This is a genomic window from Acinetobacter sp. YH12097, assembly GCF_013419225.1.
GTDB lineage: Bacteria > Pseudomonadota > Gammaproteobacteria > Pseudomonadales > Moraxellaceae > Acinetobacter > Acinetobacter amyesii.
In genome coordinates this window covers 33,378-57,312 of the sequence record NZ_VPAN01000016.1, presented here as the reverse complement: position 1 = coordinate 57,312, position 23,935 = coordinate 33,378, and the positions used below count along the sequence as shown (strand labels likewise).

The 23,935-nt window shown below is 40.8% G+C and carries 25 protein-coding genes; 10 read left to right on the top strand and 15 right to left on the bottom strand.

Annotated elements, in window-relative coordinates; translation table 11 throughout:
* The first annotated feature begins 26 nt into the window (after positions 1-26).
* Positions 27-593 carry a YceI family protein gene (locus FTU37_RS08945; RefSeq protein WP_180124205.1) on the top strand — a complete coding sequence of 189 codons (567 nt, stop codon included), beginning with the start codon at positions 27-29 and terminating at the stop codon, positions 591-593.
* A gap of 16 nt (positions 594-609) precedes the next feature.
* Here the strand turns inward: FTU37_RS08945 and FTU37_RS08940 are convergent, their stop codons facing one another.
* Positions 610-1,497 carry a LysR family transcriptional regulator ArgP gene (locus tag FTU37_RS08940; RefSeq protein WP_180124204.1) on the bottom strand — a complete coding sequence of 296 codons (888 nt, stop codon included), beginning with the start codon at positions 1,495-1,497 and terminating at the stop codon, positions 610-612.
* Between the two features lie 138 nt (positions 1,498-1,635).
* Between FTU37_RS08940 and FTU37_RS08935 the strand changes: the two genes are divergently transcribed.
* Positions 1,636-2,235 (top strand): LysE/ArgO family amino acid transporter, encoded by a 600-nt coding sequence (locus tag FTU37_RS08935; RefSeq protein WP_180124203.1) that lies wholly within the window; start codon positions 1,636-1,638, stop codon positions 2,233-2,235.
* 59 nt (positions 2,236-2,294) lie between these two features.
* On the opposite strand, the gene FTU37_RS08930 is transcribed toward FTU37_RS08935, so the two are convergent.
* The 5 genes from FTU37_RS08930 to dapD form a co-directional block, all read right to left on the bottom strand.
* Positions 2,295-2,753 (bottom strand): peroxiredoxin, encoded by a 459-nt coding sequence (locus FTU37_RS08930; protein ID WP_078190351.1) that lies wholly within the window; start codon positions 2,751-2,753, stop codon positions 2,295-2,297.
* A 134-nt stretch (positions 2,754-2,887) separates the two neighbouring features.
* Positions 2,888-3,295: a hypothetical protein gene (locus tag FTU37_RS08925; protein ID WP_078192024.1), complete on the bottom strand. Its 408-nt coding sequence runs from the start codon at positions 3,293-3,295 to the stop codon at positions 2,888-2,890.
* A gap of 13 nt (positions 3,296-3,308) precedes the next feature.
* Positions 3,309-3,980, bottom strand: a complete 672-nt coding sequence (gene queC / locus FTU37_RS08920) for a 7-cyano-7-deazaguanine synthase QueC (RefSeq protein ID WP_180026884.1) — start codon at positions 3,978-3,980, stop codon at positions 3,309-3,311.
* A gap of 29 nt (positions 3,981-4,009) precedes the next feature.
* Complete coding sequence (gene queE, locus FTU37_RS08915) at positions 4,010-4,720, bottom strand: 7-carboxy-7-deazaguanine synthase QueE (RefSeq protein ID WP_180124202.1); 711 nt, start codon at positions 4,718-4,720, stop codon at positions 4,010-4,012.
* A 113-nt stretch (positions 4,721-4,833) separates the two neighbouring features.
* Entirely contained in the window at positions 4,834-5,655 is an 822-nt protein-coding gene (dapD, locus tag FTU37_RS08910; RefSeq protein WP_180111171.1) for a 2,3,4,5-tetrahydropyridine-2,6-dicarboxylate N-succinyltransferase, read from the bottom strand.
* A gap of 374 nt (positions 5,656-6,029) precedes the next feature.
* On the opposite strand from dapD, the gene carO reads away from it, so the two are divergent.
* Positions 6,030-6,734: an ornithine uptake porin CarO gene (carO, locus tag FTU37_RS08905; RefSeq protein WP_180026882.1), complete on the top strand. Its 705-nt coding sequence runs from the start codon at positions 6,030-6,032 to the stop codon at positions 6,732-6,734.
* A gap of 59 nt (positions 6,735-6,793) precedes the next feature.
* Here carO and FTU37_RS08900 read toward each other — a convergent pair whose 3' ends face one another.
* The 8 genes from FTU37_RS08900 to FTU37_RS08865 form a co-directional block, all read right to left on the bottom strand.
* Entirely contained in the window at positions 6,794-8,014 is a 1,221-nt protein-coding gene (locus FTU37_RS08900; RefSeq protein WP_257225259.1) for an outer membrane protein transport protein, read from the bottom strand.
* A 165-nt stretch (positions 8,015-8,179) separates the two neighbouring features.
* Positions 8,180-9,103: a CysB family HTH-type transcriptional regulator gene (locus FTU37_RS08895; protein WP_168378042.1), complete on the bottom strand. Its 924-nt coding sequence runs from the start codon at positions 9,101-9,103 to the stop codon at positions 8,180-8,182.
* A gap of 55 nt (positions 9,104-9,158) precedes the next feature.
* Positions 9,159-10,220 carry a sulfate/molybdate ABC transporter ATP-binding protein gene (locus FTU37_RS08890; protein WP_078190344.1) on the bottom strand — a complete coding sequence of 354 codons (1,062 nt, stop codon included), beginning with the start codon at positions 10,218-10,220 and terminating at the stop codon, positions 9,159-9,161.
* 11 nt (positions 10,221-10,231) lie between these two features.
* The gene (cysW, locus tag FTU37_RS08885) at positions 10,232-11,119 is read right to left on the bottom strand and encodes a sulfate ABC transporter permease subunit CysW (protein WP_168378041.1); all 888 of its coding nucleotides are present in this window, start codon (positions 11,117-11,119) and stop codon (positions 10,232-10,234) included.
* Positions 11,116-11,949 carry a sulfate ABC transporter permease subunit CysT gene (gene cysT, locus FTU37_RS08880; protein ID WP_180007627.1) on the bottom strand — a complete coding sequence of 278 codons (834 nt, stop codon included), beginning with the start codon at positions 11,947-11,949 and terminating at the stop codon, positions 11,116-11,118. Before cysT ends, cysW begins: the two co-directional genes overlap by 4 nt.
* 85 nt (positions 11,950-12,034) lie before the next feature.
* Entirely contained in the window at positions 12,035-12,640 is a 606-nt protein-coding gene (locus FTU37_RS08875; protein ID WP_180007628.1) for an alpha/beta hydrolase, read from the bottom strand.
* A 33-nt stretch (positions 12,641-12,673) separates the two neighbouring features.
* A complete protein-coding gene (locus tag FTU37_RS08870) occupies positions 12,674-13,687 on the bottom strand; it encodes a sulfate ABC transporter substrate-binding protein (protein WP_180124201.1) in 1,014 nt (337 codons plus the stop codon).
* A gap of 176 nt (positions 13,688-13,863) precedes the next feature.
* Complete coding sequence (locus tag FTU37_RS08865) at positions 13,864-14,871, bottom strand: sulfate ABC transporter substrate-binding protein (RefSeq protein ID WP_180009950.1); 1,008 nt, start codon at positions 14,869-14,871, stop codon at positions 13,864-13,866.
* 161 nt (positions 14,872-15,032) lie between these two features.
* Here FTU37_RS08865 and pabC point away from each other — a divergent pair, with 161 nt between their 5' ends.
* The 4 genes from pabC to FTU37_RS08845 all read left to right on the top strand — a co-directional run bounded on the left by pabC (position 15,033) and on the right by FTU37_RS08845 (position 18,000).
* Entirely contained in the window at positions 15,033-15,842 is an 810-nt protein-coding gene (pabC, locus tag FTU37_RS08860) for an aminodeoxychorismate lyase (protein ID WP_180124200.1), read from the top strand.
* 1 nt (position 15,843) lies between these two features.
* Positions 15,844-16,896, top strand: coding sequence for an endolytic transglycosylase MltG (gene mltG / locus FTU37_RS08855; protein WP_180124199.1), 1,053 nt, complete (start codon positions 15,844-15,846; stop codon positions 16,894-16,896).
* Between the two features lie 9 nt (positions 16,897-16,905).
* Positions 16,906-17,511 (top strand): dTMP kinase, encoded by a 606-nt coding sequence (gene tmk, locus FTU37_RS08850; RefSeq protein ID WP_180007633.1) that lies wholly within the window; start codon positions 16,906-16,908, stop codon positions 17,509-17,511.
* Positions 17,512-17,580: 69 nt separating this feature from the next.
* Positions 17,581-18,000 carry a PaaI family thioesterase gene (locus FTU37_RS08845; RefSeq protein ID WP_180048710.1) on the top strand — a complete coding sequence of 140 codons (420 nt, stop codon included), beginning with the start codon at positions 17,581-17,583 and terminating at the stop codon, positions 17,998-18,000.
* A gap of 80 nt (positions 18,001-18,080) precedes the next feature.
* Here FTU37_RS08845 and nadB read toward each other — a convergent pair whose 3' ends face one another.
* Entirely contained in the window at positions 18,081-19,727 is a 1,647-nt protein-coding gene (gene nadB, locus FTU37_RS08840; protein ID WP_180124198.1) for an L-aspartate oxidase, read from the bottom strand.
* A 228-nt stretch (positions 19,728-19,955) separates the two neighbouring features.
* Between nadB and FTU37_RS08835 the strand changes: the two genes are divergently transcribed.
* The 3 genes from FTU37_RS08835 (at position 19,956) to lepA (ending at position 23,920) form a co-directional block, all read left to right on the top strand.
* Positions 19,956-21,338 (top strand): Do family serine endopeptidase, encoded by a 1,383-nt coding sequence (locus tag FTU37_RS08835; RefSeq protein ID WP_180124197.1) that lies wholly within the window; start codon positions 19,956-19,958, stop codon positions 21,336-21,338.
* Between the two features lie 119 nt (positions 21,339-21,457).
* Positions 21,458-21,907, top strand: a complete 450-nt coding sequence (locus FTU37_RS08830; RefSeq protein WP_180124196.1) for a thioesterase family protein — start codon at positions 21,458-21,460, stop codon at positions 21,905-21,907.
* Between the two features lie 195 nt (positions 21,908-22,102).
* Entirely contained in the window at positions 22,103-23,920 is a 1,818-nt protein-coding gene (lepA, locus tag FTU37_RS08825; RefSeq protein ID WP_180124195.1) for a translation elongation factor 4, read from the top strand.
* The last annotated feature ends 15 nt before the right edge of the window (positions 23,921-23,935 follow it).

The window sequence follows — 23,935 nt, the reverse complement described above, 5'->3', positions numbered from 1 at the left end:
GCTATGTTTTATTCAGGGAGAAAGGCATGAATTTGCGTCACGGAACGTTAGCAAAATATATGGGAGGCTTAGCACTATGCTGTGTATTGCCTCTACATGCTGCTGAATGGACGCTAACATCCAATAGTCAGGTCACTTTTGGCATTAAATCTGTGGGTTTATCTATTGTTGAGGGGCGCTTTAATAAAGTTCAATCGAGCCTGAAATTTGATCCTGAAGTTCCGCATAAAGGTTCAGCACATTTACTGTTAGATGTAGATAGCATCAGTTTTAGTAACCCAAGTTTAAAGGGATTGATCTTGGGAAGTGAATATTTTGATGCCGCTGAATTTAAGCAAGTGAAGTTTGTCAGTAAACAAATCGAACCAGTAGCTTATGCGAAGTATATGATTCGAGGGGATCTCACCATTCGCGGCATCACTAAACCTGTGATCTTCGATACTACACTCACCCCTAGTCCGCAAAATCCAAAAGTGTTGGATGTTCAATCTTTAGCAACCATTAAGCGTAGTGATTTTGGTATGCGTAAAGCACTCGGTGGAGTAGGTGAGCAAGTATTAATACAACTCAAAGGCCAATGGCGGATTGAATAACCCTATTTTGCTGGCTTCAACACATATGATCTTTGGCGTGTTGTAGCATAACAGCAGTTATTTTCTGTAATTGAATTGATTGTTGGTTCCAATGATGCCAATACAAGGCTAAATCAATACTGAGTTCTGTTGAAAGCTCTATCAATTTTCCCGCTGCTAATAAGTCTTTGCTTTGATAGTCGGGTAACCATCCATAGCCCAAGCCCATCGTAATGGCATCAAAAAATGCAGTTGAAGAGGGAATGAAATGATGCGGATATTGTGAAGGATTGAGTCCGAAATTTTTCTGAATCGATTGCGTATGCAGGTCATCTTTCTCATTAAAAATCAGTGCAGGCGCAGCCTTTAACGCATTTCGCGTCACACCTTGACCGAACCATCTTTGGATAAAATCAGGGGTTGCTACAAATCGATAATGCATTTCTCCCAGATATTCTGCAACGCAGCCTTTCATGGCTTCTGATTCTGTTGTAACACAGGCATTGACCAGTCCTGCTTCTAATAAATGATGTGTTTGTGACTGATCATCGACCTGAAAATGAATCACGATTTTTTCTTCAATTAAGAGATCTTTGAGTAGCGGAAGCAACCATGTCGCAAGTGAGTCAGCATTGGTTGCAATATTGACTTGATAGAAAGCATTCGCTGTTTGTCCTGTTAGATTTTGCAGAAAATTATGTTCTAGTAATTTGCTGTGTTGTAAATAATGCAATAAAGATTGGCCCGCGAGCGTTGGGCGGCAGGGTCGTTCACGTACAATGAGCACATGACCTAATTTCTTTTCTAAGGTTTGCAGCCTGAGCGTGACCGCAGATGCCGTAATGTTTAAACGCAGTGCTGCTTGTTCAAAGCTTCCTGTTTCAGCAACCGCAAGAAAAGCTTCACTATGTTTGCTTTGTAACATGAGTCACCTATAAGCATTAGAAATTTTATAAACTAAGAAAAACTCAGTTATATTGATATTTATTTATAAATACTTATTTTTAGCAATAAGCTTAGATAATAGCAACATTCATTTAAAGCTTTGAAAGTGTAGTCAAAAATGTTGCACAGTTATATGCAAGGGCTCGCAGTTGGATTTAGCCTAATTATCGCGATTGGTGCGCAAAATGCGTTTATTCTCAAGCAAGGGTTAAAAAAGCAGTATGTCTTTTGGCTCTGCGCTATTTGTGCTGCTTCTGATTCGATACTCATCTTATTGGGAGTGCTCGGATTCTCCCAATTGGTTGAAAGTCATCCGGAAATTGTCAATGCAGCGAAATATTTGGGCGCAACGTTTTTAGCAGTTTATGGGGTACAGCATTTTCTGCAAGCCTTTAAAACTTCGAGCAGTTTAGCGCCCAGTGAGAAGAATGAAACCAAATTATTGAAACTGGTACTGATCTGCTTGGCTTTAACGTGGTTGAATCCACATGTGTATCTCGATACGGTTGTGCTGATTGGATCTATTTCCACGAAGTTTGAATCGACAGCAGTATATTTTGCGATTGGGGCAATTACAGCTTCATGGGTATTTTTCTTTGTCCTCGGATTTGGTGCGCGCTATTTATTACCGCTCTTCCAAAGTGCAAAGGCATGGAAAGTTTTAGACTTTATTATTGGCGTTGTGATGTGGGGAATTGCAATTTCATTATTGCTCTAGTTAGATGACCTCATTAAATTTGAGCCCAATCCTATAGGAGCGGGCTCAAATCATTAATTTTATGCTGCTTGTAATGCTTTTAAATCTTCTAAGACTTGTTCTGCATGGCCTGCAGCTTTGACTTTGCGATATTCTTTTACCAGCTTGCCATGATGGAAAATAAAGGTTGAGCGTTCGATACCCATAACCTTTTTGCCATACATATTTTTTTCTTTAATCACATCGAAATGCTGACATAGCACTTCTTCTTTATCACTGATTAAATTAATGCTTAGATTTTGCTTTTCAGTGAAGTTTTGATGGGCTTTAACCGAGTCACGAGAAATGCCGTAGATTGGTGTATTAAGCGCATCAAACTGATCTTTTAAGCATGAAAACCCAATGGCTTGCGTCGTACATCCCGGTGTTGAATCTTTAGGGTAGAAGTAAACGATCAGCCAATCATTGTTTAGTTCTGCAAGGTTGACTTCACCTGAGGTGGTTGGGAAGGTTTGATTTGGTAAGCTAATTTCAGTCATGAAGATTTCCTTTTTCATGTCTTATCCCTAAATGGGCTTAAACAAAGTATGTGAAATATGACCATCATACAGAATTTACTTTGAACTTAAAGCAATAAAAAAGCCTGCATTTGCAGGCTTTTTTAAGACGAAAATTATTTTTTCGCTTGAGCAGATTTCATTGCTTCTTCAGTTAAATTTTTTAATTTACCTGTTAACTGAGGACCGAAACATGCTTGAAGGTCTTTATTTTGTTTTTGAACAAAAGCGAGTGTTGCAGGGCTTTTCTTCTGGTTGATTGTGCTTTGGATTTCCCATTTTTGAGCATTGGTTAAACGACCATCTGCTTCAACAGCACAAGTACAGTATTTGCTAACTTCAGCGGCAGTTAGTTTTTTACCTTTGCCAGTTTCTTCTTTACAAACATTAATTAACGAAGATTTTACGTTAGTGCTCTTATATGCTTGTTGAAGCTTGTCGTTGTCAGCGTGTGCAACTGAAGCAAACAATGCAGCTGCAGAGAAAGCAGCAGAAAGAATAATGTTTGATTTTAAATTTTTCATAAACCCTACCTTGTTATTTCGGTATGTAACGTGTCGGATCTTCAACACCTGCGTCAACGAAACCTTGTTTACGAAGACGGCAGCTATCGCATTTACCGCAAGCACGACCTTGGTCATCTGCTTGATAGCAAGACACCGTTTGACTGTAGTCTACGCCATGTTCTATACCTAAGCGAATGATATTTGCTTTGGATAAATGTAACAGAGGTGTTTCAAATTTAAGTGGTTTTCCTTCAACGCCAACCTTTGTTGCAAGGCGAGCCATGTTGGCAAATGCTTCGATAAACTCTGGACGGCAGTCTGGATAGCCTGAGTAATCAACTGCATTAATACCAATGACAATCGCTTCTGCACCAAAAACTTCCGCCGCAGCTAAAGCATAGGACAAGAAAATCGTGTTACGCGCTGGTACATAAGTTACAGGAATACCGGCTTGTTCATGATCAGGAACTTCAATGCTATGGTCAGTTAACGCAGAGCCACCTAAGTTACCTAAATCTATATTAATGACACGATGTTCTACACCAGCCAGCTTAGTTAACTCACGAGCAGCATCTAGTTCTGTCGTAGAACGTTGACCATACATAAAACTTAAGGCAATACATTCATAACGTGCTTGAGCCCAAGCTAAACAAGTGGTTGAGTCTAAGCCGCCAGACAATAAAACTATGGCACGAGGGCGCATATGCATTACTCCAAATAATTCTTTAAAACTTAACGACCAGTTTCATCGTTCCAAAGCAATTTATGTAATTGCAATTGGAAGCGAACAGGGAGATGGTCTTCTAAAATCCACTGTGCTAAATCACGTGCAAGCTGAGGCAAACTAACAGCACCTTTTTCAATGGCAAAGGCCGGAGAGAACCAAATGGTGCTGACTTTTTCGTTTAGCTTATAGCGCTCAACTTGCTGTTTTGACCATTCATAGTCTTCACGATTACAAATCACAAATTTGATCTGATCATGCGCTGTTAAATGGTCGAAGTTGCTAAGCAAGTTTCGTGCAACTTCACCCGATGTCGGGGTTTTTAAATCCATAACCTTTGAAACACGTGGGTCAACTTTAGACACATCTAAAGCACCGCTGGTTTCTAAAGAGACTTCGCAGCCTAAATCGGCCAGACGAGTCATGAGGGGAAGGGCGTTCGGTTGAGCAAGCGGCTCACCACCCGTCACGCAAATATAAGGGGTTTTAAAATCTAAAGTGGTTTGAATAATTTCTTCTAATGATTGGCGTTCACCGCCTTCAAACGAATAGGTTGTGTCACAATAAGTGCAACGTAAAGGACAGCCCGTCAAGCGGATAAAGACCGTAGGCAAACCTGCAGTATTGGCTTCACCTTGCAATGAATAAAAAATCTCCGTAATACGTAAACCCGCAGACGGATCAGAAACAGGAATAGCGGAAGATCGAAGGGTACTCATAACAAAATTAACCAGATATAAAAAAACAAAAAATCTCTACGATCATTGCTAACCGTAGAGACGAGGAGCGATAGAGGCTCCACGGAACACGAATGCTCCGCTGAAATAAAGACTTAGTCTTCGCGTAATAATTCGTTCAAGCTTGTTTTCGCACGAGTTTTCGCGTCAACTTTTTTCACGATTACTGCAGCGTAGAGGCTGTATTTACCGCATTTAGACGGCAGGCTACCAGAAACCACAACAGAACCAGCAGGAACTCGGCCGTAATGGATTTCGCCAGTTTCACGGTCATAAATCTTAGTCGATTGACCAATGAATACGCCCATTGAAATCACAGACCCTTCTTCTACGATCACACCTTCAACGATTTCAGAACGTGCGCCGATAAAGCAGTTGTCTTCAATAATTGTTGGATTCGCTTGAAGTGGTTCAAGAACGCCACCAATACCAACGCCACCAGATAAGTGTACGTTTTTACCAATTTGAGCACATGAACCAACAGTTGCCCATGTATCAACCATCGTACCTTCGTCAACATATGCACCGATGTTCACATAAGAAGGCATCAATACAACATTTTTTGCTTGGAAAGAACCTTTACGTGCTACAGCAGGCGGTACTACACGTACACCAGCAGCTTTAAATTGTTCTTCAGTCCAGTCAGAGAACTTAGTATCAACTTTGTCATAGAAGCGTAAGTCACCAGCTTCCATTGGTTTGTTGTCGTTCAATTTGAATGAAAGCAAAACGGCTTTTTTCACCCATTGATGAACAATCCATTCACCATCAATTTTTTCAGCAACACGTAATGTACCGTTATCTAGGCCAGCGATCACTTCTTCTACTGCTGTACGTACTTCAGCAGGACAGTCAGCTGCAGTGAAATTAGCACGGTCTTCAAACGCTTGTTCAATGATTGTTGAAAGCTGAGACATGTTCTTCCATCCAGAAAAAAATTTTCCAAGATTTTACACTAAATCGAGTTAAAAATAGATGGTAAATCGGCCTAGGATCGGAATTAATTATTAAGCAAGCACTAAATCCAAGAAATTAAGAGTGATGAATTTAGCATTTTCATAAGGTTTGTATAAAAAATACGCAAAATATACAGAATTCTTCCTTAACATCATTATTATATTTAAAAAAATGAAACAAAAACTCTTTATTAATCAATATTAAAATCTAAATGTATCAAAAGTTAACAAAAAATCAGTAAATTTGCATAAAAGTTGAGCTGTGTTTCCTTTTAACATGTGCCATATAACAAGTCTGTAAAATCTGAATAACAGTTTATTTTGAGGAGAAACACATGAAATCATTACGTTTATTAACGGTAGCTGCTCTACTTACTGCTGCAGGTACTGCAATGGCAGATACCTCTGTAGTTCATGATGGCTATGCATTTGATCAAAACCAACTTATCCCAACTGGCGCTCGTCTAGAAGTGGGTACGACTGGTTATGGTGGTGCGTTACTTTGGACTGCGAACCCATACGTCGGCCTTGCATTAGGTTATAACGGTGGTGATATTTCATGGTCAGATGACTTATCTGTCGATGGCGTAAAATACGACATGGATATGGATAACAAAGTTGGTTACTTAAATGCAGAAGTTCGTCCTTGGGGTGCAAGTGCTAATCCATGGGCTCAAGGTCTTTATGTTGCTGCGGGTGTAGGTTATATCGACACTGAATATACGTTAGATAAGCGTCGTAAAGGTGATACACCAATTAAAATTGATGGTGAAGAGACAAACTTTACACGAGTAAACGGTACAGTGTCTTATGATAATGATATCGCTCCATACCTAGGTTTAGGTTTTGCGCCAAAATTGAATAAAAACTGGGGCGTATTCGGTGAAGTAGGTGCTTATTACACTGGTAATCCATCGGCTAAATTGACAGGTGTAGGTGATGACCCTGCAATTCTTGCTGACCATGAACGTAACGTTGAGCAAGATGACAAATACGAATGGCTTCCAGTAGGTAAAGTAGGTGTGAGCTACCATTGGTAAGTTATTACTGAAATAAAAAAACGAGCTTCGGCTCGTTTTTTTTTGTTTTTAGAATGCGTTTAAAATCTGTGACCAAATTTCAAACCATAGATCATGGCATCATTGTCTGAGACACTTGCAAGACCTGAAATATGAGATTTTTCAGTATTCGATGGTTTTGAGAGTTTCATATAATACAGGCCAGTCGCTAGAAAATTGTTCGGGTTAAATTTATACATCATACCTAAACCTAAACCTAAACCTCGATAGCCATCACTTGGGTTTAAGGTAGACACCGCATTTCCTGTCCCGTTGTCCCAAATAAATTCTGCAGCAGCGAGCCAACTCGGATTAAATTGATGTGCAATCCCCAATTTTCCTGACCATTGATCTTTTTGATATTCCACCAATTGGATATCAGCTAAATCACGGTATTGCGGATCGAGTGCTGCATATTGAAGTACAGCATTAAACTGCGGTGGTTGAATGCTAAAATCTTTCCAATTAATCCAACGAATTGTGCCATATACAACATTATGTGAGCTAACAGCTGTTTGAAATTCAAAATTGACGCTTTGTGGCGTTTGAATGGATGTATGGATGTCAGGGACTAACTGAAAAGGACCATTTGAATACAAAGTCGATTCAGAGGTCTTGGTGTCATGTTTGATTTTTGAACGATAGGTTAGGCTGGTTTTAATAGCGTATTCAGGGATTTGATAACTGAAACCGAGCAGCCATCCGAGCGCTTCATCTTGTTTAAAGTCGGCATGGTATCCATTGAGAGCTGCATATTGTTGCCCAGATATTTTTAAATCACCTTTAAATGTTTGTAGGCTCAAACCGCTATAAATATTCCAATTTTTATTCGGCTGATAGCCCACCAATCCAGTTAAGTTATGCGTTCTAAAGTTAATATCGGCACTTTCAATATCGATATTTGAGCCATCTGGTAGGCGAGGGCTATATTGATAACTGATGTCGGTATGAAAAGGTTGTTCATAAATCATCCCCGCAGAAATATTTTCATGCGGTTGAATTTTGAGTGCAAATTTTCCGGAAAATTGTTGATGGGCGAGATTCCCTGTAGAAAAATCAGTGATGCCTAATTCACCAATTAAACCTTGGTTTTGTACTTTCCCCTCAATATGAGCATCAATATAAGCAAAACTCGCTTCAGTATAATTTCCGTGTTCAAGAAATGCAGAGATCGATTGATCTGAGTTTTCTATTCCTGCTGCATACATGATCTGTATGGGGCAGGCGATCCCGACTGCCACTGCGACGAATTGATTTTTCATATAGTCCTGGCTTATGGGTCGGAAGTAATGAAGTTTTAATTTTTATTGTGTTGAACGTATTTTAAGCAGAAATTAAAAATAAAGCCAAGAAAACTTAGATAAAATATAAATTTACCAATAAAGAAGAGGACAGCAAGTGTCCTCTTTAATTTGTCAGTTGGGATATCAGTCTTCTGGGTAAGCCACTTTTTTCAACGCTTTGATGTCGGCATCTGGTGAGCATAAAGAAATAAACTCGTAGCCATAACCGCGTAGCAAATGTCCTTTGCGAACAGCAATCCAAGTGGTATTAACGCCAAAAATATCGGTAGGAATCTGTTTTAAACGGTAGTCACGTTCTGGGTCGTATGCTACATCGTTGACAATACCAACCCCCATATTCAGTTCAACATAGGTTTTAATAACGTCTGCATCAAGTGCGGACATCACGATATCTACATTAAAGCCTGAATCTTCAAAAGCTTTATCAATTTTAGAACGACCCGTAAAACCACCGTGGTAAGTAATAATTGGATAGTTCGACAAATCTTCAATGGTGATATTTGATTTTTGGGTGAGTGGGTGCTCTTGTGGTGTGATGATACTGTGTTGCCAGTTATAGTAAGGCACACTTGCAAGGTTATCTTCGGTGGTTAACGATTCGGTTGCGATCCCAATATCCGCTTCACCTTGAAGGAGCATTTCTGTAATTTCAACAGGGCTTGCTTGTTGCAAAATTAGATGAACTTTTGGAAATTCTTTTTTAAATTGGTTCACAATCGGCGGCAAGACATAACGCGCTTGCGTATGTGTGGTCGCAATAGTCAATGTCCCTTCATCCACTTTGTTAAAGTCATCTGCTAGACGTTTAATATTGTCTGCATCCACGAGCATGCGTTCAACGATTCCCAATAAAGACTGGCCTGGTTCGGTTAAACCGAGTAGACGTTTACCTTTACGAATAAATAGCTGTACACCAAGTTCATCTTCTAGATCTTTGATGTGTTTACTCACGCCAGACTGCGAGGTGTAAAGTGCAGCAGATGCTTCTGTTAAATTAAAATTCTGACGTACGGTTTCTCGAATAATTCTTAATTGTTGGAAATTCATAATTTTATTTTACCTTAAAAGCAAGTGGGGCTTGTGACGGCCCCAACTTTTTGTTTTATGCAACTTGGTTTTCAAATAAATGCAAGTTAGTTGCACTTAACCATACCGTTTGATTTGGGCGGAATTGATGTGCTTTCGCTTCATCAGCCGTTAATGAAATTTCGATCAGATTGCCTTGGCGGTCATGCAGTTCAGCAATGACTTTACCTGCAATCCAAAGCTCACGTACAAAAGTCGCTTGGATGGCATTTTCTTGCGGCTGTGCATGAATACGCAGTTCATCCGGACGAGCAAAGGCAATGACATTGCCTTGCGGTGCATTGGCATTTTGTGGCAACAAAATTCGGTCTTCACCAATTTGAATAAGGCCATTGCTATTTTGACCTTCAAAACGGTTGGCTTGACCTAAAAAGTCAAATACAAACGGTGTTGCAGGTTTTTCATAAACTTCACGCGGCGAGCCAATCTGTTCTACGTTGCCTTTATTCATCACAATGATTTGATCGGCCACTTCAAGCGCTTCTTCTTGGTCATGGGTCACGAAAATAGAGGTGATGTGGAGTTCGTCATGCAAGGTACGTAACCAGCGGCGTAATTCTTTACGAACTTTGGCATCCAATGCACCAAAAGGTTCATCCAGTAATAACACACGCGGCTCAACCGCTAATGCACGTGCTAAGGCAATACGTTGACGTTGACCACCTGAAAGCTGAGCCGGGTAACGGTCAGCCAAGAAACCAAGCTGAACAAGATCAAGCAAACGAGTAACCCGTTTTTTGATCTCGGCTTCAGATGGGCGTGTTGCACGTGGGCGTACGCGTAAACCAAAAGCAATGTTGTCAAATACGGTCATATGACGGAATAGTGCATAATGTTGGAATACAAAACCAACTTCACGTTCACGGACATGAACTTTAGTGGCATCTTCACCTTCTAGAATGACTTGACCGCCATCGGCAGATTCAAGTCCTGCAATGATACGTAGCAGGGTAGTTTTACCACAGCCTGATGGGCCAAGCAGCGCAACGAGCTGACCATCAGGGAAATCTAAAGAGATATTTTTAAGTGCATGGAATGCACCAAAGTGTTTTTCAATATTTTTTACTTGAATACTCATGAGGTCATTCCTTAAGAAACTTGTGAATCTTCTTTACGCTTGTCTTGTCGTTCCTGACGTAGTTCAACCCATGTTTTTAAAATCAGGGTGACAATCGCCAAGAGCGCTAATAGTGAAGACACAGCAAAAGCAGCACTAAAGGTATATTCGTTATAAAGGATTTCTACGTGTAGCGGTAAGGTGTTGGTTTCGCCACGAATGTGACCTGAAACTACAGAAACAGCACCAAACTCACCCATTGCACGTGCATTACATAGAATCACGCCGTAGATTAAGCCCCATTTGATATTTGGAAGTGTCACTTTCCAGAAAGTCTGCCAGCCTGAAGCACCCAATACGATAGCTGCTTCTTCTTCCTCTGTCCCTTGAGCTTCCATTAATGGAATCAACTCACGTGCCACAAAAGGAACGGTAATAAACACAGTAGCAAGGACAATGGCTGGAACGGCATATAAAATTTTGATGTCGTTATCCATCAGCCAGCCGCCTAACCAACCTTGAGTACCAAAAATCAATACCAACATTAAGCCAGCAATAACTGGAGAGACTGAAAATGGCATATCAATAATCGTGGTTAAAATAGATTTACCACGGAAATTAAACTTGGCAACACACCATGCCGCAGCTACACCAAACACTACGTTTAGCGGTACGGCAATCACAGCGGTCAGTAAGGTCAGTTTCACTGCTGATAATGTGTCTGGATGAACCAGTGCTTGGAAGTAAACGCCAACACCTTGTTTAAAGGCTTCAACGAAAACCAAAACCAAGGGCAAAATCAGGCAGCTCGCAAAGAAAATCAATGCAATCACTATCAGTGTATAGCGTACCCATGTTGGTTCACGCGTAGCATCACGCGACTGTAATTTTTCCGCAAGCGCATTACTATTCGTATTCATCGTGCAGTTCTCCCTGTACGGCGGCTTGCCCATGCTTGAACCAAGTTAATTAAGAATAAAATGGCAAAAGAAATCACCAGCATCACGACTGCAATCGTGGTCGCGCCTGCATAATCGTATTCCTCAAGGCGAGAGATGATCATCAATGGGGCAATTTCAGTTTTGAAGGGTTGGTTACCTGCGATAAAAATCACCGATCCATATTCACCCACACCACGAGCAAAGGCCAAAGCAAAACCTGTTAACAGCGCAGGAAATAGAATAGGTAAGATCACTTTGGTCACGATCTGAAAGCGATTTGCACCCAGTGCAGAAGCTGCTTCTTCAAGTTCAGTTTCTAGGTCGCTCAGTACAGGCTGTACAGTACGAACCACAAAAGGAATACCAATAAAGATGAGAGCCAAGGTAATACCGATCGGGGTATATGCGACTTTAATGCCAATGGGTTCAAGGTACTGACCGATCCAACCAGTCGGTGCATATAACGAAGTCAGTGCAATACCAGCAACGGCAGTTGGCAATGCAAAAGGCAAATCAACCAATGCATCGATAATACGTTTACCCGGGAAGGTATAACGAACCAAACACCATGCTAAGAGCAAACCAAAAACCACATTGACTAACGCAGCAATAATGGCGGCACTAAAACTCAGTTGTAACGATTTTAAAATACGTTCTGAGCTTAAAATCTCCCATAGTCCATCCCAACCGATACCTAAAGATTTAATAAATACGGCCGAAAGGGGAATGAGCACAATTAAGGATAAATACGCTAGGGTAAAGCCTAGAGAAAGACCAAATCCTGGCAGCACTCGGGATCGCTGCGACATGATGACTCCTCAAAATGAGAAAAGCTGACTTAAAAGGTCAGCAAAATTGAATAAATGATTTTGCGACAAGCTTAATGCTCAGTACTTAAAAAGCAAATTGAAATAAATACTTGTTTTCATCAGTAAAGCTGATATGTTTCATGTGGTTTTCTGAAATTAAGTAATTGAAAATTTCAGGAAACGGTCCAAAACCTGATGCAACATTAATGTGACCAACAGCACCCATATTCACAGGGTAAAGCTTCCAAGCATCAGCAAGTTGTTTTGCATCTTCAAAGCCAAGCCAAGGATCATTTTCACTAATCAACATCGTTGTCGGCACACGAATACTTAATTGATGAAAAAATGCTTTGTAATCCGTCGTACTGTCGCGTGCAAAGCCGTTTTCTCCAAAGCGTGCTGGATTGGCTGGCGCAACCAAAACTAAATTTTTGATTTTTTTATTAAGTTCTGGATACAAGGCCAATGCTGCCACCGTGGTTAAACAACCAAAGCTATGCGCCACAATTTGAATTTCACCCTGTAAAGGTCGTACGGTTTGAACGAATTGTTTAATCCAGTCTTTGAGTACAGGATGATTCCAGTCTTTTTGCTGAACACGAGAGCTAGACATGAGCTGACGTTGTAACCAAGATTGCCAATGTGCGTGTTCACTACCGCCTACACCCGGGACAATTACTGTATGTGTCATGTCAAGTTCTCCTGATTCAGTCAATGAATGGTCTTATTTTCCATTGTTGGCTTTGACGATTTGGTCAAACACGCCGCCATTTTCAAAGTGTGCTTTTTGGACTTTATCCCAACCACCAAATTCTTTATCAATGGTTACGAGTTTAAGTGGCTTAAAGACTGACGCGTATTGTGCAAGTGTTGTGGCGTTACGTGGACGGTAAAAATTCTGAGCTGCGATTTGCTGACCACGTGGTGAATAAAGGAAGTTTAAATAGCCTTTGGCTAAATAAAGATTGCCTTTTTTCTCCGCATTCTTTTCTAGAACAGCAACAGGTGGCTCAGCTAAAATTGAAAGTGAAGGGGTCACAATTTCAAACTTACCCGGTTGTTCACGAATCGCTAAATGTGCTTCATTTTCCCAAGCCAGCAATACATCACCAATACCACGTTCAGCAAAGGTCGTAGTCGAACCACGTGCGCCTGAATCGAGCACTTTGGTGTTTTTATAAATTTTACGGACAAATTCTTGAGCTGTTGTATCATTACCACCCGCTTGATGTTTTGCCCAAGCCCACGCAGCTAAATAGTTCCAACGTGCACCGCCTGAGGTTTTCGGGTTTGGGGTGATAATACCCACGCCTGGTTTAACTAGATCGCCCCAATCTTTAATCGCTTTTGGGTTGCCTTTACGTACTAAGAACACAATAGTTGAGGTATATGGCGTTGAGTTTTGCGGAAGTTTCTTTTGCCAATCTGCAGGTAAAAGTTTGGCTTTTTCTGCAATCACATCAATATCCGCTGCAAGTGCTAAAGTCACTACATCGGCATCTAAGCCATCAATGACTGCACGCGCTTGTTTGCCTGAACCACCATGAGATTGTTTAAAATTAATTTTTTGACCTGTACGGCTTTCCCAATATTTGCTGAAGTCTTTATTCACACTTTCATAGAGTTCACGCGTTGGGTCGTAAGATACGTTTAAGAAGTCTTTTGCAACTGCGCCAAAAGAAACCGTCGAAATGACTGCAGCAAGAACACCCAATTTTAACTTTGCGGAAATACTCATGTGAACCTCAATAATTTTTACTTTATCTGTAACATGGGGGAAGAATAGCGCCAATCTTTATGCATAAAAAATAATTAAAAACGAATTTTATATGAATAAAAAAGATAAAAGGCATGTCCATGAAAAAAAAGCATCGACCTTATGCGAAAGGAAGATGCTTTTCAGTATTTAAAGCATTATTTGGAATTATTGATCTTCACGATTTGATCAAAGACACCACCATTTTCAAAATGTTTTTTCTGCACTTTGCTCCAACCACCAAACTCTTTATCAATCGTGACGAGTTTTAAAGGTTTAAAAACATTTTTATATTTTGCTAAAACTGCCGCATTACGTGGACGATAATAGTTCTGTGCGGCAATAGTTTGACCTGCAGGTGAGTACAGATAATTTAAATACGCTTTGGCTAAATTTTCATTGCCATCTTTCTTAGCATTTTTTTCTACAATCGCAACAGGTGGCTCGGCCAAGATAGAAAGTGAAGGGGTCACAATCTCAAACTTACCTGGCTGTTCACGAACTGCCAAATGTGCTTCATTTTCCCAAGCCAATAACACGTCACCAATACCACGTTCAGCGAATGTAGTTGTTGCACCACGAGCACCTGAGTCGAGGACTTTGGTTTGCTTATAAATTTGACGGACAAATTCTTGGGCTTTTGCATCATTACCACCTGCTTGATGTTTTGCCCAAGCCCACGCTGCTAGATAGTTCCAGCGCGCACCACCCGATGTTTTTGGGTTCGGGGTAATAATGTCGACACCAGGTTTAATTAAATCGCCCCAGTCTTTAATGCCTTTCGGGTTGCCTTTATGCACTAAGAACACAATGGTCGATGTATATGGCGTTGAGTTTTGCGGAAATTTCTTTTGCCAGTCTTTTGCAACTAAACCACGTGCAGCAATTTCATCAATATCTGCAGCCAAAGCCAACGTAACTACATCTGCATCTAGACCATCAATAACTGCACGAGCCTGTTTGCCTGAGCCACCATGAGATTGTTTAAAGTTAATGTCTTGGCCTGTGGTTTTTTTCCAGTAAACACTAAAGTCTTTATTGAAGTTGTCATACAATTCACGGGTTGGATCATATGACACATTTAAGAAATCTTTGGCAGATGCACTGAATGCTGTGGCAGAAATGAATGCAGCCAAAACCCCAAGTTTTAATTTCGATAGATTCATGTTGTCCTCAATTTTTATACATGTTTTGTTGGATGAGGCAAGAATATCTGTAGTTTTAATGCAGAAAAAATAATTAAAAAAGAATTTAATATGAACAAAAAAGAAATATATGCTGAGCAATTATTTTTTAAAATAAAGTGATGTAATTGGGATGACGACGTATGCAGTGTTTTAAAAATGCGCAGCAAATAGAACAAGTTAATTTACTTGATCGAGCCTTTCACTATGGCGATGGCTGTTTTAGCACGGCACGTATTCGCCAAGGACAAATAGAACTTTTAGCTTTGCATATTGCACGATTAAAATTGAGCAATGAGCGATTAAAGCTAAATGCAGATTTAAACCTTATTGAAGACACTTTAAAATTGTTACGTAAACAAGATGTCGTCAATGGCACTTTAAAAATTGTGTTGAGTCGTGGTATTGGTCAGCGTGGCTATAGTTTACCTGAGCACCCAGCAGATGTTTGGGTGTTTTATTACCCCAAAACCGTTGCAGATTTTGAGTACGAAACTGTCGAAAGTGGTGTATTACATCAAGCTATTGGGTTAACCATGCCAAGTTTGGTGGGCTTGAAGTCCTTAAATCGATTAGAACAAGTCATGCTCAAAGCAGAGTTGGATCAAACCCCATGGGGGGAAGCTTTGGTGACGGATGTGCAAGGTACAGTTGTCGAAGGTGTGAGCAGTAATTGTTTTATTCGTACAAATGAAGGATGGATTACGCCCGAACTTCGTTATAATGGCGTGCATGGTGTCATGCGTGCAGAAATTTTAAAACGGATGCAGCAGCATCAGATTGCATGTACTCAACGTCACGTCAATATGGATGAAATTACGCATTTTCAGAGTGTTTTTTTCTGCAATGCTTTAAGTCCCATGAAAATTGCATCAACTCTGAATGGAGTTGAGTTAGATGTTCAAGCTTGTATTGAACTTTTCCGAACACTTCAATTAAGTCAGATTCGTTAATATGTCCACCGCGTCTAAAAAAACAAATAAGAAAAAATCTGCCAAAGCAGGTTTTCCATTTAAAGCATGTTTGGTTGTGCTACTTGGTATCGTTGTACTTGTGGCGATTTTACTGTGGTCGAGTTTATTTAAAGCCTATCCTGTGGAAGGCAAAAAGCAAATGTTGGCGATTGGTGCAGGGGATACCTATTCAGGTTTTATTGACCGACTTTCCAAAGAGAAACAAGTTCATTTTCCTATTATTTTAAAGTTGTACCAAAAGTTCATGATCAATGACACCCTGAAAGCGGGTGTGTATGAAATCCATGAAGGCATGAGCGTACGTGAAGTCATGAAACTGATTTCTAACTCTGAAAATGCGCAAATGAATCGAATTTTAGTGATCGAAGGGACGACATTTAAGCAACTGATAGATGCTTTAAAAAATGACCCTTTGGTGACACATGACATCAGTCATTTACCGTATGCACAAATCTTAAAAGAGCTCGGTATTCCGTATTCACACCCTGAAGGATTATTTGCACCGAATACGTATTTCTTTGCAAAAGGCGAGTCTGATCGAAAAATTTTGAAGGATTTGTATAACCGACAAATCAAAGCCTTAGATCAGGCTTGGAATAATCGAGCTCAAAATTTACCGTACAAAGATAAATATGAAGCCTTAATTATGGCGTCGATTATTGAAAAAGAAACCAGTATTGATAGTGAGCTTGAACAAGTGTCTGGTGTATTTGTGCGTCGTCTCAAACAAGGGATGCGTTTGCAAACAGATCCAACTGTGATTTATGGCATGGGCGATAAATACCAAGGCAATATCACTCGCCAAGATCTACGTACACCTACAGCATATAATACGTATACGATCAATGGCTTACCGCCTACACCGATTGCTTTGCCGAGTCAAAAAGCAATTGAAGCCGCGATGCATCCAGATGCGTCAAATAACATCTATTTCGTGGCAACAGGTAACGGTGGTCATAAATTTAGCAGTAATTTGTCAGACCATAACCGAGCGGTACAAGAGTATTTATCGGTAATTCGTGCGAAAAATTGAGGAGTGAGCATGTTTATTAGTTTTGAAGGCACGGAAGGTGTGGGTAAAACCACGTTGATTCGTAAACTACATGAGCATTTCCAACACTTAGCAAAAGATGTGGTATTAACCCGTGAGCCGGGTGGTACACCTATGGCAGAGCAAATTCGCTCACTGTTACTTTCGGTGAACCACGAAGAAACCATGAGTAATGATACTGAATTATTGCTGATGTATGCAGCACGTGCACAGCATTTAGAAGCCGTGATTCTACCGGCACTGTCTGCAGATAAAATCGTTTTATGTGACCGTTTTACAGATTCGAGTTTTGCATATCAGTGTGCAGGCCGTGGTTTGGACCGAGAAAAACTGAAAGTTTTAAATGGCGGTTTTGTGGCGCGTATGCCTGATATTACCTTTTGGTTAGATGCACCGATTGAAACGGGGATGTTACGTGCACGTGAACGTGGTGCTTTGGATCGATTTGAGCAAGAGAAAGCAACGTTCTTTGAGAAAGTGCGTTCAGGTTTTGCTGAAATCCATGAAAATGAGCCTGCACGCATGAAGCGCCTCGATGCGACACAAACACCTGAACAGGTTTTTCAACAGGCATTATTGCATTTGCAACAGATCTAAAATGCCATAGTAATCTTTAGGTATTTGATTTAAAAATCATTCATAGCATAAGTTATGGATGATTTTTTTATGCCGCATCGAAAGCAGGCGATTATTGATTTTTTACAACGTGAATTTGCCCCAAGTTTAAAAAATTGCACGATTAAAGAAGTTGGACAGCAAACCGCGACTTTAATTTGGCATGTCACAGAACAAGATCTAAGACCGGGTAATACGATTTCTGGCCCAACCATGATGACTTTGGCTGACTTTGCGCTATATGTGGCCATCTTGGGGGAGATCGGGATTGTGGGACTTGCGGTCACGACCAATATGAATATTAATTTTTTAAGAAAGCCAGAAGCCAATAAAGACTTAATAGGCGAGTGTCGATTGCTGAAAGTGGGCAAAAGTATAATTTATGGTGAGGTGTTGGTGTATTCAGCAGGTGTGGATGAGCCTGTTGCACATATAACAGGAAGCTATTCTATTCCACCGAAGCGATTATAAAGGCTCAATTGCATTTGCTGATTCAAATAAAAAGCCGAATTTACATTCGGCTTTTTATGGTTTTTAGACATTTTAGATGTTTAAGAAACCAGTTCTGTATTCACCAATGGACATTCCACTTGGAAATTGGGTGGAGTTAGGACTGTTTTTCGTAATTCTGCTGCTTGTTCAGGATAGTCCAAAGTGAAATGCAGTCCACGTGATTCTTTACGTTCCATTGCACAGCGTACAATCATTTCTGAAACCAACACTAAGTTACGTAATTCAATCAGATTTTTACTGACTTGGTAGTCTTGGTAATACTCGGTAATTTCACGATTGAGCATTTCAATACGATGGAGCGCACGTTGAAGCCGTTTGGTTGTTCTGACAATACCCACGTAGTTCCACATGGTTTGGCGAAGTTCATCCCAATTCTGCAAAATCACCACGTCTTCGTCAGGGTTGGTCACTTGCGAGTCATCCCATTCTGGGACATGAGGCGCCTGATAGGATCCCTGATGCTGTGCTGTGATATGTGCTGATGCACTCATGCCATAAACGAAACATTCCAGTAAGGAGTTACTCGCCATACGGTTTGCACCATGTAGACCAGTATAAGAGGTTTCCCCAATGGCATATAGGCCTGGAATATCGGTCTGACTGTTTTCATCAACCACAACGCCGCCACAGGTGTAGTGAGCAGCAGGAACCACAGGAATCATTTCTTTGGTAATATCAATACCGAGTTCCATTAAGCGTGCATACAATGTTGGGAAATGTTCTTTGACAAATTCTGCAGGTTTATGGGTGATATCAAGCCAAACATGACGGATTCCTAGACGTTTGATTTCATAATCGATAGCGCGCGCTACGATATCGCGTGGTGCTAATTCGGCACGCTCATCAAAGCGCAGCATAAAGCGTTCACCATCTGGAAGACGTAAATAGGCACCTTCGCCACGCATCGCTTCGGTAATTAAGAAAGAGCGAGCTTGAGGATGATATAAACAGGTTGGATGGAATTGGTTAAACTCCATATTGGCAACACGGCAGCCTGCACGATACGCCATGGCAATACCATCACCCGTCGCAATGTCGGGATTTGATGTATATAAATATGCCTTCATGGCACCACCACAGGCAAGGGCAGTGAACGGTGCTAAAAAGGTATGTACTTTTTCGGTTTTTTCATCTAAAGCATATAGACCGAGAGCACGGTTTTCAGCTTCAGGATTTAATTTTTGTGCGGTGATTAAATCGATTGCAATAAAATTTTCAAAAATATGAATATTGGCTTTTTCTTGCGCACGTTCAACCAATGTTGTGGAAATAGCACGACCTGTGGCATCTGCTGCATGGATAATCCGCCGGTGAGAGTGACCACCTTCACGTGTCAGATGTAACTGTTCTTGGTCGTCTAAAGTAAATTGCACACCCTGATTCAGTAGAAAATCGACAGAAGATTTACCACCTTCAACGGTTTGTTTTACCGCTGCCATTTCACATAAATGCGCACCGGCAATCATGGTGTCATTGATATGTTGTTCAATAGAATCTGTTTTATCGAGGACGGCTGCCACGCCACCTTGGGCATAATATGTACTGGCATCCGTCAGCGTCGATTTAGCTAAAACAGCAATATTAAAATGATCTGGTAACGAGAGGGCTAAACTTAGGCCTGCACCGCCACTTCCCACAATAATCACATCAAATTGATGTGTCGTGTTTAAATTAGACATGTCCATCAGCTAATTTTAAAAATGTCCGATCATCACAACTGTTTTTGCCTAAAAACGCAATGACTATAAATTAACTAAATAATGAAAAATATTCATAGATCTGTAATATTTAAGGAATGTTTAAGATTGTTTATCATAAATAATCATCAAACATTTTATTACGAAGCTTAGACTTGCATTGTGATAAAAACTAACGTATTTCAAATGATAAGCACAATTGAGTGAATGCTAACAATGAATAAATCGTATTTACAAAAGGGACTTTATGCAGCTGTGTTTACGGTTGCTAGCGTACAAACGCAGGCAGCAGGTCCTGTTGATTTTTCCAATTTGGTTGAACAGGTCAGCCCAGCTGTCGTAAGCGTGAATGTGGTTAAAAAGCTCAGTCAAGAAGAGCTTTTACAGCAGCAAGTCCCAGAAATATTACGACGCTTTTTTGGTAATCAGGTCGTTATCCCGCAGCAAAAAATGCCGCAAGAAAAGACCGGTTATGGAAGCGCATTCTTTATTAGTAAAGATGGTTATCTATTAACTAATCACCATGTGGTAGAAGATGCATCGAAAGTCACCATCGTATTGAATGACCGCCGTGAAATTGATGCCACCGTTGTGGGTAGTGATGAGCGGACTGATGTGGCTTTGCTAAAGGTGAAAGGTTCAAATTTTCCAGAGCTACGCACAGGTAATGTTGACCGTTTACGTGTAGGTGAGCCAGTGTTGGCTATTGGTTCACCATTTGGTTTTGACTATTCAGCTTCGGCAGGGATTGTCAGTGCGAAAATGCGCAATATGATGGGAGAAACCTCGGTTCCATTTATTCAAACCGATGTGGCATTGAACCCCGGAAACTCAGGCGGCCCTTTATTTAACCAGTCTGGTGAAGTGGTTGGGGTGAACTCTCGTATCTTTAGTGGTACGGGTGGTTATATGGGTTTATCGTTCTCGATTCCTATTGATGTGGCGATGGATGTTGCAGACCAATTAAAGAAAAACGGCAAGGTGACACGTGCTTACTTAGGCGTTATGCTGCAAGATATCGATCGGAATCTTGCTGAATCCTATAACCTTTCAAAACCTGAGGGCTCATTGATTACTCAAGTTGCACCGAATTCACCCGCAGCAAAAGCTGGCTTTAAAGCGGGTGATGTCATTTTGAAATTTAATGGTACACCGATTTCACGTACTGGCGAACTACTGAATTATCTCAATCGTACAGGTCCTAATCAAAGTATTCAGCTTGAAGTATTACGTGATGATAAACGCCAAAACATTTCAGCAACCTTGATCACTGCACCAGATGATACGCCTGCAAAAGCTGAAATTGCACCTGTGAAAAAAGGCCCGGTGATTGGGGTGTCAATTCGTAATTTAACTGCAGATGAATTAAAGCAACTGAGTGTGAAAGGTGGTGTATTAATTCAAGATGTACGAGCTGGTGGTATTGCTGCACAAGCGCGAATTCAGCCGGGTGACGTTGTGACTCAAGTCAATAATAAAGCTGTAAATAACGCTGAAGATTTTGTGAAAGTCATTTCAGAGTTGAAAAATGGTAGCATTGCACGTGTTTCTTTGATTCGTCAGGGACAACGTGCGATTGTAGGCATGCGTATTCAATAAGAGTTGCTGAATGAAAACCACTCCAAGCGAGTGGTTTTTTTAACTTTAGTGTTTTTGCAATTTACCCTTAGATAAAAATGAGTAGACTGTAGGGCATAGTTTAAAATTTGCAGGACGCTATGAGCGACATCTTTGATTTAAAAATTACAGTTCAAGCTGAACATATCGACACATTAAATCATGTAAATAACGTGGTGTACGTCAGTTGGATGCAAGATGTCGCGACAGCACATATTGAAGCCTTGGGTCTAGGCTTGAAAGAATATCTGGAATTGAAGCATGCCATGGTTGCTGTAGAGCATCATGTGCAATATCGCAAAGCAGCAGTTGAAGGTGAAGAGATTATTCTGCGAACGTGGCTCAATGATATCAATGGATTGTATTCGTTTCGTCAGTATGTATTTTATCGCCCTAAAGACAAAGCGATATTATTTACAGGCAATACGCAGTGGGCATGCATTGAAATTGCCACAGGTCGTCCAAAACGCATGTCGCCAACCTTTACCCAAGCGTATCAACCTATTGCGGATAGCCTAAATCCGCTGGATTTTAGTGCTTATGATCTTTGAGTTTGATTTTATCGCAAAATTTCAAACCAAGACTAGCCAAGTTCTCCATGTAGGATGAATGACTTGCATAAAAGCAATGCATTATTTTCGATACTTTGAAAAATCCATCTGCTATAATCCTCGGCAATTTCTATTCGGCTTTTGCTATGCATAAAGAATTGCATGTATAGCGCTTTTATTTTTCCAAGGTAGCCCATGGCGCAAGCTAAAAAATCTGTTGATATAAAAAACATTCGTAACTTCTCGATCATTGCGCATATCGACCATGGTAAGTCGACTCTTGCCGACCGATTTATTCAAACTTGTGGTGGTTTGCAAGATCGTGAAATGCAGGCGCAGGTTCTAGATTCTATGGAATTGGAACGTGAGCGTGGTATTACGATTAAAGCTGCGTCAGTGACTTTGTATTACACCCATCCTAATGGTGAAGAATACCAACTCAACTTCATTGACACACCGGGGCACGTTGACTTTTCTTATGAAGTTTCACGCTCTTTGGCTGCGTGTGAAGGTGCACTATTGGTTGTCGATGCTGCACAAGGGGTAGAAGCACAATCTGTAGCAAACTGCTATACCGCAATTGAACAAGGTCTAGAAGTTCTACCGGTTTTAAACAAAATCGATTTGCCGCAAGCAGAGCCAGAACGTGTGATTCAAGAAATTGAAGATATTATTGGTATTGAAGCGACTGAAGCACCGACGTGTTCAGCGAAAACGGGTCTAGGCATTGAAGGTGTGCTTGAAACACTGGTAAATGTCATTCCTGCACCCGAAGGCGATCGTAATGCACCTTTACAAGCCTTGATTATCGACTCTTGGTTCGATAACTATTTAGGCGTGGTTTCTTTGGTTCGTATTAAAGAAGGCCGTGTGCGTAAAGGCGATAAAATGTTGATGAAATCAACAGGTCAAACGCACATCATTACTTCAGTAGGTATTTTTAATCCGAAACACACAGAAACGGACATGCTCGAAGCAGGTGAAGTTGGTTTCGTGATCGCGGGTATTAAAGATATTTTTGGTGCTCCAGTGGGTGATACGATTACCTTAGCAACTACACCAGAAGTAGCAACCTTGCCGGGCTTCAAAAAAGTGAAACCACAGGTTTATGCAGGTTTGTTCCCAATCGATTCAAGTGAATTTGAACCGTTCCGTGAGGCGCTGCACAAACTGCAAATTAATGACTCTGCATTATTCTTTGAACCAGAAAGTTCAGATGCGCTCGGTTTTGGTTTCCGTTGCGGCTTCTTGGGGATGCTGCACATGGAAATCGTACAAGAGCGTTTAGAACGTGAATATGATCTTGACCTGATTTCTTCAGCACCAACCGTAATTTATGAAGCGGTGATGAAAAATGGTCAAACCATTTATATCGACAGTCCTTCTAAAATGCCTGATGGTTCAACAGTTGAAGACTTACGTGAGCCAATTGCCGAATGTCACATTTTAGTACCGCAAGAATACTTGGGTAATGTGATGACTTTATGTGTTGAACGTCGCGGCGTTCAAAAGAATATGAAGTTTATGGCGAACCAAGTGGCCATTACGTTTGAAATTCCAATGGCTGAAGTGGTGATGGATTTCTTTGATAAATTGAAATCATGTTCACGCGGTTTTGCATCGTTAGACTATAACTTTGTGCGTTTTGAGTCTTCATCCCTAGTTAAGGTGGATGTGTTAATCAACGGTGAAAAGGTTGATGCCTTGGCCATGATTTGCCACCGACAAGATGCTCGCCATCGTGGTATTGCACTTGTGGAAAAAATGAAAGATTTAATTCCACGTCAAATGTTCGATGTGGCTATTCAAGCAGCGATTGGTGCACAAATCATTGCACGTTCAACTGTAAAAGCGATGCGTAAAAACGTTTTGGCAAAATGTTATGGTGGTGACGTGTCGCGTAAGAAGAAACTTCTTGCGAAACAAAAAGAAGGTAAGAAACGTATGAAACAAGTGGGCAGCGTCGAAATCCCACAAGAAGCGTTCCTTGCTGTATTGAAAGTAGAAAGATAATAAATAGAGGTTTAT